Origin of the sequence: Stenotrophomonas oahuensis (genome assembly GCF_031834595.1) — a bacterium.
GTDB lineage: Bacteria > Pseudomonadota > Gammaproteobacteria > Xanthomonadales > Xanthomonadaceae > Stenotrophomonas > Stenotrophomonas oahuensis.
In genome coordinates, this window is record NZ_CP115541.1 from 65,505 (window position 1) to 80,999 (window position 15,495).

General features: G+C 61.3%; 17 protein-coding genes. All 17 read right to left on the reverse strand.

Annotated features, from left to right (window positions below):
• Positions 1-80: 80 nt before the first annotated feature.
• Positions 81-3,458, reverse strand: coding sequence for an XVIPCD domain-containing protein (locus PDM29_RS00275; protein ID WP_311191926.1), 3,378 nt, complete (start codon positions 3,456-3,458; stop codon positions 81-83).
• A 26-nt stretch (positions 3,459-3,484) separates the two neighbouring features.
• On the reverse strand, positions 3,485-4,129 hold the full coding sequence (locus tag PDM29_RS00280; RefSeq protein WP_311191927.1) for a DUF1629 domain-containing protein: 645 nt from the start codon (positions 4,127-4,129) through the stop codon (positions 3,485-3,487).
• 254 nt (positions 4,130-4,383) lie between these two features.
• Complete coding sequence (locus tag PDM29_RS00285; protein ID WP_311191928.1) at positions 4,384-5,019, reverse strand: DUF1629 domain-containing protein; 636 nt, start codon at positions 5,017-5,019, stop codon at positions 4,384-4,386.
• A gap of 30 nt (positions 5,020-5,049) precedes the next feature.
• Positions 5,050-5,694: a DUF1629 domain-containing protein gene (locus tag PDM29_RS00290; protein ID WP_311191929.1), complete on the reverse strand. Its 645-nt coding sequence runs from the start codon at positions 5,692-5,694 to the stop codon at positions 5,050-5,052.
• 228 nt (positions 5,695-5,922) lie between these two features.
• On the reverse strand, positions 5,923-6,564 hold the full coding sequence (locus tag PDM29_RS00295) for a DUF1629 domain-containing protein (RefSeq protein WP_311191930.1): 642 nt from the start codon (positions 6,562-6,564) through the stop codon (positions 5,923-5,925).
• Between the two features lie 18 nt (positions 6,565-6,582).
• Complete coding sequence (locus PDM29_RS00300; RefSeq protein WP_311191931.1) at positions 6,583-7,218, reverse strand: DUF1629 domain-containing protein; 636 nt, start codon at positions 7,216-7,218, stop codon at positions 6,583-6,585.
• A gap of 102 nt (positions 7,219-7,320) precedes the next feature.
• Positions 7,321-7,959: a DUF1629 domain-containing protein gene (locus PDM29_RS00305; protein ID WP_311193856.1), complete on the reverse strand. Its 639-nt coding sequence runs from the start codon at positions 7,957-7,959 to the stop codon at positions 7,321-7,323.
• A 315-nt stretch (positions 7,960-8,274) separates the two neighbouring features.
• Positions 8,275-8,919: a DUF1629 domain-containing protein gene (locus PDM29_RS00310; RefSeq protein ID WP_311191932.1), complete on the reverse strand. Its 645-nt coding sequence runs from the start codon at positions 8,917-8,919 to the stop codon at positions 8,275-8,277.
• Between the two features lie 75 nt (positions 8,920-8,994).
• On the reverse strand, positions 8,995-9,627 hold the full coding sequence (locus PDM29_RS00315; protein ID WP_311191933.1) for a DUF1629 domain-containing protein: 633 nt from the start codon (positions 9,625-9,627) through the stop codon (positions 8,995-8,997).
• A 113-nt stretch (positions 9,628-9,740) separates the two neighbouring features.
• A complete protein-coding gene (locus PDM29_RS00320; protein ID WP_311191934.1) occupies positions 9,741-10,151 on the reverse strand; it encodes a hypothetical protein in 411 nt (136 codons plus the stop codon).
• Entirely contained in the window at positions 10,145-10,489 is a 345-nt protein-coding gene (locus PDM29_RS00325) for a HigA family addiction module antitoxin (RefSeq protein WP_311191935.1), read from the reverse strand. The genes PDM29_RS00320 and PDM29_RS00325 overlap by 7 nt, the downstream gene beginning before the upstream one ends.
• Positions 10,490-10,707: 218 nt before the next feature.
• Positions 10,708-11,016: a hypothetical protein gene (locus PDM29_RS00330; RefSeq protein WP_311191936.1), complete on the reverse strand. Its 309-nt coding sequence runs from the start codon at positions 11,014-11,016 to the stop codon at positions 10,708-10,710.
• Positions 11,013-11,363, reverse strand: coding sequence for a hypothetical protein (locus tag PDM29_RS00335; RefSeq protein WP_311191937.1), 351 nt, complete (start codon positions 11,361-11,363; stop codon positions 11,013-11,015). Before PDM29_RS00335 ends, PDM29_RS00330 begins: the two co-directional genes overlap by 4 nt.
• 618 nt (positions 11,364-11,981) lie before the next feature.
• The gene (locus PDM29_RS00340; protein ID WP_311191938.1) at positions 11,982-12,812 is read right to left on the reverse strand and encodes an alpha/beta fold hydrolase; all 831 of its coding nucleotides are present in this window, start codon (positions 12,810-12,812) and stop codon (positions 11,982-11,984) included.
• Between the two features lie 92 nt (positions 12,813-12,904).
• Positions 12,905-13,267: a response regulator gene (locus PDM29_RS00345; protein WP_311191939.1), complete on the reverse strand. Its 363-nt coding sequence runs from the start codon at positions 13,265-13,267 to the stop codon at positions 12,905-12,907.
• 100 nt (positions 13,268-13,367) lie between these two features.
• Positions 13,368-13,991: a response regulator transcription factor gene (locus PDM29_RS00350; RefSeq protein WP_311191940.1), complete on the reverse strand. Its 624-nt coding sequence runs from the start codon at positions 13,989-13,991 to the stop codon at positions 13,368-13,370.
• A complete protein-coding gene (locus tag PDM29_RS00355) occupies positions 13,988-15,430 on the reverse strand; it encodes a PAS domain-containing sensor histidine kinase (RefSeq protein ID WP_311191941.1) in 1,443 nt (480 codons plus the stop codon). The genes PDM29_RS00350 and PDM29_RS00355 overlap by 4 nt, the downstream gene beginning before the upstream one ends.
• Positions 15,431-15,495: the final 65 nt, after the last annotated feature.

Genomic DNA, 15,495 nt, shown 5'->3' on the forward strand with positions numbered 1-15,495 from the left:
GTAGCGCCTGCCGCGTCAGGCCTGGATGAACATCGACCTATTGCTCAAGAACCAGAGAACGCCTGATCCCAACATCTCCGTCATCCGCCACCACCACCGCCTCCGCCACCACCCATGACTATCGTTCTGACGTGCTCTTCATTGATCCGCTCCATATCCTGCTGGCGCTGCAAGGTGGCCTGCTGCTCCTGCTGGGCGTCGCGCTCCAGCAGCACATCCAACCGCTGCAAGGTTTCTTCGTGCGGCGTCTGCAACGCCTCTGCGGTGGGCATCGCTGCGCGGCGGTGGGCGGGGTTGTCCAATTCGCCCTGGACCACGAACACGTAGTATCCCGCCCCCTTGTCACCTACGGGGTTGCTCAGCACCACATGGTCCACGCGCTCCAGACCGCGCTCCTTCGCCAGCACCATCAGGCTCTCGGTCAGGCGTTCGCTGGTGTCGTCGTAGCCACGGCCCAAGCTTTCATCCAGTTTTTCCACTTGTTCGCGGACTTGGCGGTACAGGGGATGGGCGGGGTGCTGCGGGTCGCTGGGTTCCAGCCGAGCTGGAGCGGCAGGCTCTGCAGGTTCTGCCGGTGTTATCGGCTCTGCCGGTTCTGCTGTGACGGGGGCACGCTCAGCAGGTGATGCCTGCACCTCGCTCGCGCCGTGCACTGGCTGCGTTGGCGGCTGGATTTGCTGCTCCGGGGCTTCGAAGATCGGCAACTGGGATGCGAGCAGCATGGGGTGATCGTCGTTGCCCACACTGTCAGGTGCGTCTGGCACGATGGCAGGCGGCACAGCGTCGAGGATCCGCGCCTCCGGAAGCCCGCTCACCGGTGCGGCGGCCTGCGGGGTGGTGGCCTCGCTGGGATGGAGGATTGGGGCCGGAGCAGACTCTGAGCTTGGCTCGACCCTGCGTGATGGATCGGGGATCTCAGCGGGCGTAGGTGCACTCGGCTCGACTTGATGGCCGGCAACTGGCTCACGCTCGCTTGGGGGGTGCTGTACGGCGGCGGCTTCCTGCTGCGCGCGAGCTTCTTCTGCGCGAGCGTCGGTGTGTTCGCGCTGCTGGAGCTGATCTTGTGCGTTGTCGCGCGGGTCGGGGTTGTTCAGCCACGCAGGGCGTGGCTCTACGACCGGAATGGTTGGTGCTGGCAAAACTGGCTCAGGATTGGCCGTAGAGCCACGCCCTGCGTGGCTGAACTGCTCGGACACCTGAATCGCATCCGTATGCGCCCCCACCTCCCGGACATTCACCTGCACGGCGGCCAACATAGCCACCTGCTCCGCCTGCTCAAGCGACAGCCCCTGCCGGTTGGCTTCGCGCAGGGCCTGCTCATGCGCTTCCGCCTGCTGCGGCGTCAACGCCTTAATGCTCAACTCCGGCGCATTCTGGATCGGGCGCTCCTGCTGCGGCCCCTGCAGATCCTGATACGCCTTCTGCAGGTCCGCTGGGGTGGTCACCGCAACCTGACGCGCAATGCCATCCGCGCCGGTCTGGTAATGAATCATGCCAGCGCGGAAATCCAGCAGCCCCAGTTCGCTGCGCTGCGGCTCACCCACGGTGGGCCCGGAGATGCCATGGGCCTGCAGCGTGCGGGATGTTGCCAGCTCAATGGCCGGCAACCATTCCTGCGGCACGCGCACGTCGTAGGACTGGTAGCGATGCAAAATCTCGTTCTGGTTCTCCTGCGCGGCCGTCGGCGGCGGCAGCGCCTGCAGCTGCGCCAGCATCTGCTGGTCCTGCTCCATCACCGGCTGGCGCAGGGAACGAGTCAACTCCAGTTCCAGCGCCATATTGCCGGCCGCAAGCGCGCCCTCATGTGACCACACACCAGAAGCATCGCGGTAATACAGGTTGTTGTCCGAACCGCGAACGGCATCCGGTTGGGCGCGTGCCATCAGCACCGCGTCCGGATACTGCGGAACAAACCTGCCGGACCTCAGAGCGGCATGGTCCTGGATGTAAGCGGCCGCCACCGCCTCCCGGCCATTTGCGATGTTGCTTTCAATCCGGCCCAACGCTTCCTGGTTCAGTTCCCTAGCGCGCTCCAGCGAGGCGACTTCAGACGTGTAGACGCCTCGGTCATTGACTCCGGTTACACCGGTCTTGACCACCCGCACCCATTGCTCGCTATTGGGCTCCCGGTGCCAGTTGGGGTTGTCCAGGCCATGCTGGTCGCCGGCCTTGGCCGGCAGGCTGAACGGGTTCTGCGGCGCAGGCACCTTGCCCAGCGCCAGCTCCACCGCCTTGGCGCTGGCTTTAGCATTGAGCTCGCAAGCCTTTTCATAGCTGGCCCCGATCTTCTGCTCGACCGGATTGCCGATGCCGTCCGTGCGCCGCTCCAGCTCCCCGTCGCGCACCCAGTTGCGGCCGTTGAACTCCCACGCCACACCGTCCTTGTCCTTCTGATGAAAAACGGCGCGGTTATCCAGCAGATCCGCGCCATGCTCGAAGGACTTGGCCACGAACAACGCATCCAACGCCACCAGCGTGACCGGCGCAAAGCCGGAGGTGCCGACCAGTGCGGCCATGCCGGCACCCCCCAGCCAGCCGCCGCCATTGCGGGCGACCGCATGATTGAACTCGGACTGGGCCGCTGCCGCGTTGCCCTCTCCCAACAGTTCGCCGGCGCGTCGAGCGGTGATGATGGCGTCGGCACCGGTGCCGGCTAGCCCACCTACCCGCGCCAGGCGGCCGACGGAGGCCTCGCCGAGGAGCATGTCCATGGTGGCGAAGCCTTGCTGGCTGCGGGGGACGCGCAGGCGGTAGCCGGCCTCTTCGCCGAGGGTGCGCTCGACCGTGCGAATGCCCTCCTCGGAAAGAACCATGCGCCCGTCGTGATGCGCATTGCTGATAGCAAGAGATAGCCCGGTACGCTGACGTTGAAGGTCCCCGCCCTTGGTCAAGTTTCGATCCGAACCGTCCAGGTACTCCAGTGTTGTAACCACTCGCGGCTCGTTTTTAACAATAGCGAGCCAGCCATGATCAATTTCAGCTAGTCCCTGGTGAGCCAACATCTGCGGAGACGAGTGAGGACTGTACTCCGCAGAATGCAAGAAGAAGCTCTGTGTGACCGGCCTGATGTCGTTTGCAACAAGTCCCAGCGGAGCGTTTGTGTACAAATCGCCGTTGACCAGGCCAATCTTCATGGTGTCGCGCAGATGATTCACTTGCTGTGCGATACGCCCTAGGGCTTCAGGGTCACCAGCCAACGCCGCTCGACCATCGCGCGTAGCTGACAATTTCCTCAGGTGCAAATCAACCCCTTGGAAGTAGTCCTTTATGGGACCGCCGCTATGGGGAGAAACCCCCAGCTTCTCCGCCAGAGCTTTGTCGTACGGCATGAAGATGCGGTTCCCGAACGCATCCTTATCAATCAGCTTCGCTTTCACCAGCGCACGCAGAAGCGGTCTATCGAATGTCTGCTGTTCGATAACGTGGTGATCCTGAAAAAGGGGTCCCTTCGGTGACATTACTTCCCTGATCCTTCCATGTCTGGTCAGATGTCCGCTGCGTCGGTTAGCCAAACACCTCGAGAACGGCCCTCAACACCCATCCCGGCTGCTATGACCGCATCGCGAAGCGCACGATCACAGATCACGAGGTCGCCCGAGTATGGAAGGATGAAGACGTGGGAATCGTCCACCACGTCCTTACGGAACCTGAGACTCGCGCCGCCAAGCAAGTTGTAGAACTTTCCTTCGGGGAATTCATCACTATGCTCAACGGTCAACCTGGACGCGCTTTCGTCGAGCGCATCCAAAGTGCGGACTACGTCACATAGGTGGTAGCGCGGGCCCTCACTTCCGTCAGGCAATCTGTACTCGCACTCCACGAACTCAAACCCGCTGGGATCCACGGATTGGAAAACCTGTTTAAGGCGGTCAGACACGAGCCAGTAGCCGCTCATACCATCCTCCATATCCTCTGGAGCGTGGCCAAGCTTCGGCACATACTGAAGGATCGGCGTCTCGTGCATCGGGGGGAACCCTCCCCCCTCAGGTCTCAAGATCAGCCTAGGAGGAGTACGAAGACGGTCCTCGTTGACAAATTCAACCCCTAAGCCCTTTCCACCTCGGGTGACGTCTGGCCTAAGCAGGTAGTACTCACCCGGCTGACCCGCTTGCAACTTATGATCTGACATGAATGTGGCACCTCAATTCCGTTTGTGCAAAAGTATCAACTACGATGGAGGCAAGGATAGCGGTACCTGTATGGAGCTCAAGTACCACCACCGTGCCATGCTCCATACCCACTGACTATCAGATTGATCCGAGATCCAGGCTCAACTCAAAATTCCCTGAGCATGCGCCTCGCAGTTTTTCCTTCTGGATCAACCATGAACCACAGTTCGAGACCTGCTCGAGCCATCAGATGCCGGCGGAGTCGCATCGCCAGTCAGAAGTTCACAAGATCCTCGAACCACAGTCCGTTCGACAGAGCACCATCGATGATGCCGGCCCTCTCCACTGCGGACTTGAATCTCGCATCACAGAAGACCAGGCCACTAAAGGGAAGCCTGAACACGTGAGCATCTCCAAGAACCTCCTTCCTGAAGGAAAGTTGGATGTTTCCAAGCAGGTTGTAGTACTTCCCCCCAACGAACTCATCGCTGCGTTCAATCTCGAGCGTTGACGCTTCCTCATCGAGCGCATCCAGTTCCCGAACGAAGTCGCACAGGAAACGCCGCTCGCCAACCGATCCGTCAGCCAGGCGATAGTCAGCTTCCACGAACTCGAACGCGCTGGCATCCACCGCCATCATGACATTGCGCAGCCTTTCCGAGACGAGCCAATACCCGCTGAATCCGCCTTCCAGGTCTTGGGGAAGCGCTCCTTGCTTCGGGCTGTAGACCAGTCGAGGAGTTTGGGCAAGTTCTGGAAAGCCGCCAGCGTCAGGCCTTAGAATCCGACGCGGTGGAGTCAGAAGCTCCTTGCGATTCTCAAAGACGACGCCGTGTCCGGCACCGCCTCGACGGGCATCAGGTTGAAGCATGAAGTACTGCCCGGCTGCGGGTGCATTCTTTGAATCCATACTGGGTTGCTCCTTTGAGACGCTGGCGCCTCAACTACTCACGGCGTCAGAGAACCAAAGCCCACCTGATGAGTCGGGCCCAGATATCCCTGCCGCTTCTACAGCATCCTTGAACGTCCGGTCGCAAAACACCGCACCATTGAAAGGAAGCTTGAAGACATGGGCCGACCCGAGAGCGTCCTTCCTGAATGCCAATTTGGCACCTCCGGCCAGGTCGTAGTACTTGCCAGCCTCAAAGTCATCGCTGACCTCAATGAGCACTTCAGATGCCATCTCATCTAGCGCATCGACGGTTCTAACAACATCACACAGAAACATTGCAGGCCCTATCGATCCATCCGCCAAACGGTAGTCCGTTTCAGTAAACGCAAACGCATCCGGGTCAACGCTCTGCATCACATGCTTGAGTCGCTCCGAAACCAGCCAGTACCCGCTGAAGCCACCTTCCAAATCCTCAGGGAGCGGCCCATTTGCAGGTACATGGACAAGTCTTGGAACACTTGGGAGAGATGGGAACCCGCCTCCTTTCGGCCGCAAAGAGAGACGCGGAGGCGCAACTAGATCCTGCTCATTCTCAAAGAGCACACCATGACCTGGGCCTCGGCACCTGGCATCAGGCCGCAGCCTGAAAAATTGACCCGGCTTGGCTTTTGACTCTGAGAAGGCCCCTGACATGAGTGCTACACCCCAACTCCGTTTGCGCAAAGGAACATCCATCCCAAGGTAAGGATAGCGCCACCTCATCCGAGTTCAAATAGGACATAGGCTGCCATCCAATCAATAACGGGACTATCGGAAAAGTCCGAATTGGCACCGGCGGCCGCCCTCATGCGCCAGGGACCCCGGGTCAGTGCCCAGCGCCATTGAGCAACCTCAGAGGACCGAACCCTGCATCTGAAACCATCAGAGATCATCAACAGCCGTGAACCACAGACCCCGAGAATCCTTGGGACTTCCAATACCTGCCGCCCGCACCGCATCTCTGAAACGCCGGGAACAGAACACCAAGTCTCCGGAAAATGGAGTCCGGAAGACCAGTGCGTCTCCCACAACATCATTCTTGAAAACCAGACTCGCACCGCCCGTGAGTCGGTAGTGCTTTCCAGCGGAATACTCATCCCCAACCAGCACATTGAGCTTCGACGCACTCTCGTCCACGGCATCAACCGTGCGCACCACGTCGCACAAGTAGTAGCGAGGTCCTTCGGTACCATCGGCAAGGTAGAAGTCGCATTCTACGAACTCGAAAGCGTCTGGATCTGTACCGATCATGACGCTCTTGAGTCGCTCAGAAACCAACCAGTACCCGCTCATGCCCCCTTCAAGATCTTGAGGAGTGACTCCCCTCCCTGGCTCGTAGACCAACTTCGGCTTGGCAGAAAGCGCGGGGAATCCACCATCCTTTGGTCGAAGCACCAAGCGCGGACCACCCCGAAGTTCCTTGAGGTTCTCAAAGGCAACACCGTGCCCTTTTCCGCCGCGCGTTGAATCGGGCAGCAACAGGTAGAACTGATTCTGTTGCGTCTCGCTCTGCGTCTGCGTCATGAAGTCACCGTCCCCATCTCATATGTCCGCAGCATCCGTAAACCACAGCCCATTTGATCGCAGTCCTCCGCAAATTCCCGCCTTCACAACCGCATCGCGCAGAACTTGATCGCAAACAACGAGATCCCCCGAGTACGGCGTTCTAAAGACATGCGCTTCGCCGACAACTTCATTCAGGAATACCAAGCTCGACCCACCAGTCAAGTCATAGAACCTTCCAGCAGGGAACTCTTCACTCACTTCAACCGTGAGCATTGACGACCCTTCGTCAACGGCATCTAGGACCCTAACCACGTCGCACAGGAAGTAATGAGGTCCAGCAGAACCATCCTCCAAGCGATAATCGCAAGCGGCAAACTCGAACCCCTCTGGGTCAACCCTTTCGAACACGTTCTTCAACCGCTCGGAAACCAGCCAGTAGCCGCTCATGCCGCCCTCCAGGTCTTGCGGCGGATCACCTTTCTTCTCCGAGTACACGAGAAGAGGGGTTTCCGACATCTTCGGAAATCCTCCTTCGCGGGGACGCAGAATCAGCCTCGCCTGCGTCCGGAGCTTCTGGACATTCTCAAACACCACGCCGTGCCCCCTACCACCTCTGGTGCTATCAGGCTCAAGCAGGAAGAACTTTTCTGGATGCTGGATGTATCTCGACATGCTTAGAACTCATCAACTCCGTTTTCGCAAGGAAACGCCTAACCCATAAGCACCAATGACTGCTTCTGCTTTCCTAAAACAATGTCCAGTGTCTTCAGCCTGTCAGTAGTCCGAGGCGTCTTCAAACCACACGCCACTTGACGCCGATCCTTGCCCCATACCAGCGCCAATCACTGCGGCCCTAAGCTTCGCGTCAGAGAACACCACGTTCCCCGAGTATGGCGTACGAAACACGTGCGCATCACCAACAGCCTCTGGTCGGAATGCCAAGCTGACACCACCGCCAAGGTTGTAGTACTTGCCTCCCGGATACTCATCACTTCGCTTGATGTTCAGCTTCGACACCCCCTCATCAAGGGCATCAATCTTTCGAGTGATATCGCACAGAAAGTAGCGCGGACCAACGGATCCATCCTGCAAGATGTACTCGCATTCGACGAACTCGAAGCCATCCGGATCGACGCTTTCAAAGCCATCCTTGAGGCGCTCGGACACCAGCCAATAGCCGCTCATTCCGCCTTCGAGGTCCTCAGGCGGATCCCCAACGCCCGGCTCGAGCCTCAACTGCGGCTTCTCTGTGAGCACAGGAAATCCGCCCTCGGCCGGGCGAAGAATGCGGCGAGGGGGGTGAAGCAACCGTTCTACGTTCGAGAACACAACCCCGTGCCCACGGCCGCCTCGGCGGGTGTCTGGCATGAGTACAAAGTACTCACCCCGTCTGGCTTCACTCTTCTCGGTCATACCACTTGGCTCCTTGGCAACTGCAAAAAATTGAGATTCATCGCTGCGGGCATGAAAATCTTCCATGAGCCAATGTCCACCGTGTCCAGGGTGATTCTAAAGCCTTGGTCGTCAAAGAGAACGCTCCATCAGCTGACCCTCAATCGTCTATGAGCAGACATGGCTTGCCCCCCCCGGACGAAGATGAGAAAAACCTGAAGTGCAAACGTCCCCTTTCGAGGTCGACAGCGGTCCGACCTGAGCTCGGCACTACACCGCCAACACCTCATCGCCCATACTGGGGCGTGGCGCCGCTTCGCCTCCTGGCGTGTATCCTCAGACATCGCTTGCGTCGATGAAGGAGATGCCGCTCTCCTCGGGGTCGTCAGAAACCCCAGTTCCATGGACTGCATCCATGAACAATCGGTCACAAACAACGAAGTAGCTGTACGGGGTCATGAAAACATGCACACCAGCTAACGCATCTGTTCTAAACGTGAGCCTTGCCCCGCCGCCAAGCGAGTAGAACTTACCATTGACGAACTCCTCATCGACCTCAATGCCCAGGGTTGAACCGGCCTCGTCGAGCGCATCGAGCACCCGCACGACATCACACAAGTAGTACCGAGGTGCCTTGGTTCCATCGGCGAAACGAGTGTCACATTCGACGAATTCGAACGCCGAGGGATCCGCTTCGAGCATGACATCCTTCAGGCGCTCAGACACGAGCCAGTAGCCACTGAACCCGCCTTCCAAATCTCGAGGCATATTACCTAGCCGGAAATCAACAGTGAGTTGTGGCTGCTCAGCAAGCGGCGGGAAACCGCCTAGTTCAGGACGAAGCACTAGACGAGGCGAGCTCAGCAAACGACTAAGGTTATCAAATGCCACGCCGGACGTGGTTCTGCCACTTTCCATCTCCGGACCGAACAGGTAGAACTCACCCGGCCGGGGCGTGGACTGTGTGAAGGTTCCTGACATGTGCACTAAACCCCAACTCCGTTTGCGTAATGGAACATCTACCCTAAGGTGAAGACAAGGTCACCTATGCCAAGCTCAAATGTCATATGCATCCGTCAACCATACGCCACGCGACGCAGACTCTAGCCCCATGCCCGCATCCAGGATGGCATCGCGCATGATTCTGTCGCAGAACACAAACTGACCTGAGTACGGCGTCCTGAAGACATGAGCATTGGCTAATCGATCCTCGTGAAACGCCACGCTTGCTCCGATCAGGTTGTAGTACTTACCCTCTGGGAACTCATCGCTTATCTCAACGTGGACCTGCGACGCCTCCTCGTTCAGCGCATCCAACGTCCTGACAACGTCGCACAAACTGTACGCGGGCCCCGTTCTTCCATCGGCAAGTCTGTAATCGCACGCCTGGAAGGCGAATCCGGTCGGATCAACGGCTGTCAGGACGGACTTCAGTCGATCCGAGACCAACCAATACCCACTCATTCCGCCTTCCAAGTCCTCCGGCGGCACACCCAACTTCGAGTCATGCCTCAGAAGAGGAACCTCCGCCAAGGGTGGGAAGCCACCCGCTCGTGGCCGGAGAATCAGACGAGGCGGCGTCAGAAGACGCTTCTCGTTCACGAACTCGACGCCATGCCCCTTGCCGCTACGGGTAGCATCCGGCCTCAAGATGTAGAACTCACCGGGCTGTGGCTTGCGCTGATCCATGCAATCGGAACTCCGTCTCCGCTGGGCCGGACGAGCCAGCCCCACAATGGCAATAGCCTGTCAGGAGTGCTCGGATTTGGCTATCGGAAAAGTCTGAATCGACGCGCATCTCCTTACGTCCGAGGCCCAACCTCCGCCCTGAACCACGCGGCAAACACCTCATCGCCCATCCACGCATTCTTCCGGTTCACCTTGAACATCACCGCCTCTACCTCCTCGGCCCGCGCCAGCCGCTCCGGGTCACCGCTGCAGCGAGCGGCATCCAGCTCGTGCTGCGCCTCGGCCAGGAAGCGGGACAGGCGGTCATCGATGGCCCATACCGCCATTTCGATGCGCGGCCGGCGCGTTGTGCGGGCCACGCTGACGCCGTGCAGAGCTAACTGTAGTCGCTCGATGTGCTCCGGGTAGTCCTTCAACTGTGAGCGCAGGCTGCGGGGGATGGGTGGAAGCGTGCTGCGCTTCTGAGGCGGGGCTGGTGCCCTGGGGTACCCGGGCAGCAGGCGGCGGAGGTAGGTTGTCACCATGCGCCCCACTCCTTTACCTCAACAGCGGACGGCACTTCCGGGTCCAGGAAGTGCGGCAGCGGGACGATGCGTTCGGTTGGGGCGGGCGTCTGCTGTTCCGCCGTTTCCAGGTCGAAGCGCACCTGCAGGTTCATCCAGAACCACGGCGAGGTGTTGAAGTAGTGGCCCAGGCGGATGGCGGTGTCGATGGTGATGGCAGCGGTGCCACGGGTGATGCTGACGATGCGGGTGTTGGAGACATGCAGGGCGTCGGCGAGTGCGCGGCGGGTGAGGCGATTGGGTTGCATGAAGTCTTCCAGCAGGATGGTGCCGGGGTGTAGCGGTGGTGTTGGAGTCATGGCGCTGTCTTCGATGTCGGGAACAGGTAGGGTCGATCGATAGACGACCGCCGATAAAGATTCCCGGTGCTGTAACGCATGACCTTTGAGCGATGAAGCGCCTCTACGTTCAGGGTCATGCCCCACAGCACGTATCACCGCTATCGGCGGTCGTCTGTCGAGCGACCCCACCGAAGCGGGCATGGCGCGAGAGTCGGCCATTTGCGTGTCCATACGCTTCAGTCGCGGCCGAAGCCGGGGCTGGCCCAGCCCTCTCTGCGCGCTCGCTGCACTTCGTCTTCCTCGCCATAAGGCGGTTCTTCCTGGCCGATGCAGATCTCGGCGGCCACATCATTCGATGCGTCGCTGATGACATTGCTCCACAGGGTGAGGTCCACCGTGTTCCGGTTCTCACTCAGCTCCACCACGCGTTCCATGAACATGCGGATGGCTTCTGCCGGCGCGTAGTGTTCCTGCCACACCGCGCCCTTGAAGCGGCAACGCAGATCGTCTTCCACCTTGGTGCGTACCCAGACCGGCTTTCTCATCGGCGCGCCCTCCGCTGGCGGCGCGGCCATGGATGGTGGCGGTACTCGCGCACCTGCGTGTAGTGCACTTCGCGCAGCACTTCGGTGGGGATATGCAGCATGCGGAAGCCCGGTGGAAAGACCGGTGTGGAGATGATCCGTTCGCCGTCGAACTCAACTCTGAACCACGTGCCCTTGCCCAGCCCCATGTAACGCAGCCAGCGGCCGCGCATCATCATGTATTCGACGCCGCCGAGGCCTTCGTCGTAAGGCGGTGGCGGTGTGGGCGGGGTGGCACCGCATGTGGCACAGCGCGGTGCGGGGGCTTCGAACGTCTCTTCGGGAATGTGCGACCTCTGCGACTGCATGGCAAACCTCCTGTGAGATGCGACCCCTGCCGGAATGGCAAGGGGTCGGGAGGTTAGAAACCGTCAGAACTTCAGAAAAACACCGGCGGGCGTATTTCCCTTTGCAGGGTCTTGTATTAGCCACCCTCCCGACGCTGGACACGAACAACTCCGACGCAGGACACCTTCTGAAGCTCTGAGGAGTTTCTACGCTCCGGGGGCCATCCTGCAGCACGCGCACTGCTAAAAAAACAGGCAATTGCGAAAGAATCGTGGCGGATTTTTGACGCGCTCGCAAATGGTGCGACGCAATTGGCGCGTTGTGGTTGTGGGAGGTTTGCGGGCTGTTGAGTTGCGTTCCAGTACTGGGTGTCGGTATTGCCCAGGTGCTGGTGAGCGAAAATTTGATTTGCGACGGATGTCCAAGCCACCAGTGTGGGTGGTCATCGAAAAATCGGGGCGAGTGCGTCACGGGATCACGCGGAGAGCGTGTTTCGGTCCGGGGTTCATGCGTTAAAGAACGCGGGTTGTTTCACGGCGATCGTCTGTCGACCGATCCCACCGGATCCACCAATCCCACCGGGTCCACACGCGGGTTGCCGGCGCGAGCAATTCCACGCCGGCAACCGTGCGGGCGAATCAGCCCTGGATGAACTTCAGCAGTTCGGCGTTGATGTCGTCGGCGTGCGTGGTGCACATGCCGTGCGGGTAGCCCTTGAACACCTTCAGCGTGCCGTGCTTGAGCAGCTTGATGCTCAGTTCGCTGGCGTCGGCAATCGGCACGATCTGGTCGTCGTCACCGTGCAGCAGCAGGGTCGGCACGTTGATCGCCTTCAGGTCTTCAGTGAAGTCGGTTTCCGAGAACGCCTTGATGCCCTCGTAGTGCGCCTGCGCGCTGCCGGTCATGCCCTGGCGCCACCAGTTGTCGATCACGCCCTGCGACACCTTGGCACCCTCACGGTTGAAGCCGTAGAACGGGCCGCTGGCCACGTCCACGTAGAACTGCGCGCGGTTTGCCGCCAGCGCCGAACGGAAGCCGTCGAACACCTCGATCGGCAGGCCGCCCGGGTTCTTGTCCGACTTCACCATGATCGGCGGCACCGCACTGATCAGCACCGCCTTGGCCACACGGCTCGCCGCAGCGCGCGCCGCGTAGCGTGCCACCTGGCCGCCACCGGTGGAGTGGCCGATATGCACCGCGTTCTTCAGGTCCAGGTGATCGAACACCGCCGTGGCATCGGCTACGTAGTGGTCCATGTCGTGGCCTTCGCTGCCCTGCGACGAGCGGCCATGACCGCGACGGTCATGCGCGATCACGCGGTAGCCCTTGCCCAGGAAGAACAGCATCTGGTTGTCCCAGTCGTCGCTGGACAGCGGCCAGCCATGATGGAACACGATCGGCTGGGCGTCCTTCGGGCCCCAGTCCTTGTAGAAGATTTCAACGCCGTCGGAAGTGGTGATGGTGCTCATGGAACAGTCTCCGGAAAGGGGGTTGGGAATTACCGGACCACAGTAAGCAATGCAGGGTTAAAACACCTTCATACCTGTGTATGACGTCGCGCTCATTCCAATGCCTGGGCCAGATAGCAGGACAGCGTGTCCGCATCGACCGGCTTGGCCAGGAACGCCAGCGCCCCACGCGCCATCACCCGCTCGCGGATCGCATCGGTGGGGAACGCACTCATGAAGATCATCGGGAACGTGCAACCACGCGCCAGCAGCTCCTGCTGCAGCACATCGCCATTCATCTGCGGCATCTGGATGTCGGTCAGCAGGCAGTCGGGGGGATCCTGCAAGGCCGCCAGAAACGCACTGGCAGAGGCGAAGGTACGCGCCTCATAGCCCAGCGAGCGCAGCAGGCTGGACAGCGACTGGCGCACGCCGTCGTCATCATCAACGATTGCAACACGGTACATCGGGTTCATCTGCTACATCCTGGGGCCACGGGCCGGCCTCGGCCGACGCTGCCTTTATGCCCCAGGGCGGCGGGCAGCGGAACCATACACAGGTTTGTAGCCGGGCGGTTCAGCGCCCCGTGACGTGCACGCCCAGGGCCTCGGCATGGCGCACCAGGTCGGCAAGCGAGCGCACGCCCATCTTGCGCATCACGTTGCCCCGATGGATCTTCACGGTGATCTCGCTCAGGTTCAGCACCCCGGCCACCTGCTTGTTCATCAGCCCGGCCACCACGTGCGCCATCACCTCCCGCTCGCGCGGGGTCAGGGTGGCGTAGCGGCTGTCCAGGCTGTCCCGCGCCGCGCTTTCCTGGCGGCGCTGCCGATCACGCTCGATGGCCGCGCTGACCGCATCCAGCATGTCCTGGTCGCGGAAGGGCTTGGACAGGAAGTCCACCGCCCCCGCTTTCATCGCCCGCACGGTCATCGGAATGTCGCCGTGCCCGGTCATGAACACGATGGGCAGGTGAATGCCCTGTGCCGCCAGCTGGTCCTGCAGATCCAGCCCGCTGATCCCCGGCAGGCGCACGTCCAGCACGATGCACCCGGGAAGATCCGGAAGCGCCGCCTGCAGCAGTTCGGCCGGTGAGCCCAGCACCTGCGTCTGCAGCCCGATGGAGCGCAGCAGGCTGTCCAGTGCGTCACGCACGGACGGGTCGTCGTCCACCACGACCGCGAGCGCGGGGTTGTTCATGCGGCATCTCCTGCAAGGCCGAGTACCAGCCGGAAGGTGGCTCCCTGCCCCGGCGCGCTGTGCACGGAAAGCTGGCCGCCGTGGGCTTCGGCGGTGGACCGGCAGATCGCCAGGCCCATGCCCATGCCATGCGGCTTGGTGGTGAAGAAGGGTTTGAACAGCGTCTCCAGGTGCGCTGCGTCGATGCCCGGGCCGTTATCGCGGATGCTGATGACCACCGCGCCCTGCTCGCCACGCTGCGCGTCCACGTGCAGCTCGCGCGCGTGCGGCTGCCCGGCCATGGCCTGGCTGGCGTTGATCATCAGGTTCACCAGCACCTGCTGCAGCTGTATGGCGTCACCGTGCACCGACGGCAGGCCGGAACCTACCTCCACGCGCAGCTGCACCGCGTCACGGTTCAGATCGTGCTGGACCAGGCGCACCGACTCATGGATCAGCGCCGGCACCGCCAGGGCTTCGCGCACCGTAGTGCTCTTGGCCAGGAACGCGCGCACGCGCTTGACGATTTCACTGGCGCGGCGTGCTTCGGCCACGCTGCGGGTGATGGCCGCATCCACTTCCTGCAGGTCGGGCTGTGCACGATGCAGCCAGCGCAGGCCGGCTTCACCATTGGTTACCACCGCCATCAGCGGCTGGTTCACTTCGTGCGCCAGGGTGGCGGTGAGTTCGCCCAGCGTGGCCACGCGCATGGCGTGCGCCAGCTCGGATTGCGCGCGCATGGCCGCGTCCTGGGCGCGCCGGCGCTCGGTGACGTCGGTATGGGTTTCCAGCACGCCGGTGATCCGCCCACGCGAATCGCGCTGCACCACCCAGCGGCTGTCCAGCACCCGCCACTCGCCTTCACGGGTGCGTTGCTCCAGCGTGCCTTCCCAGCTGCCCAGCGACAGCAGGGTCGATTCCACCGACTCGCGCGCCTGCGGGTAGCGGGTGGACAGCAAGGTGTCGGCCACGCAGCCGACGGCCTGCTCGGACGACCAACCGTACACCTGCTCGGCGGTGCGGTTCCAGAAAGTGATCACACCGAAGCGGTCACGCACGAAGATCATGTCGTGCGACAGATCCAGCAGCCGCGCCTGCGCGCCCAGGCGCTGCATCGCATTCTGGTGCTGCAGCGCGAGGATGGCGGTGATGCCGATGGCGGCCAGGCTGACCACGGCACGGAAGGTCTGCGCCCCGACGTGGTTCAGCCCGTGCGAATCGACGTAGGCCAGCACGGTCAGCACAATGCCGGCCAGCGCCGTGGTCATGATGTCGCCACGCCGGCCGGTGCGTGCCACCAGCAGCACGCTCACCACGTACAGCACGGCCACCGCCCCTTCCAGGGTGGAGAGCACGTCGATCAGGAAAATGCCCAGGGTGAGCAGCGCCGCTGCCACGCGGAACGCGGTGCGGCGGGGTTTGCCAAGGGCAACGGCAATTGCGGGGGATGTGGGGAACACGGTCCTTGCCTCCGGGCGGGCCAACCGCCACCCGTGCGGCAGTCGCAGGGCAGTATCCCTCGCGG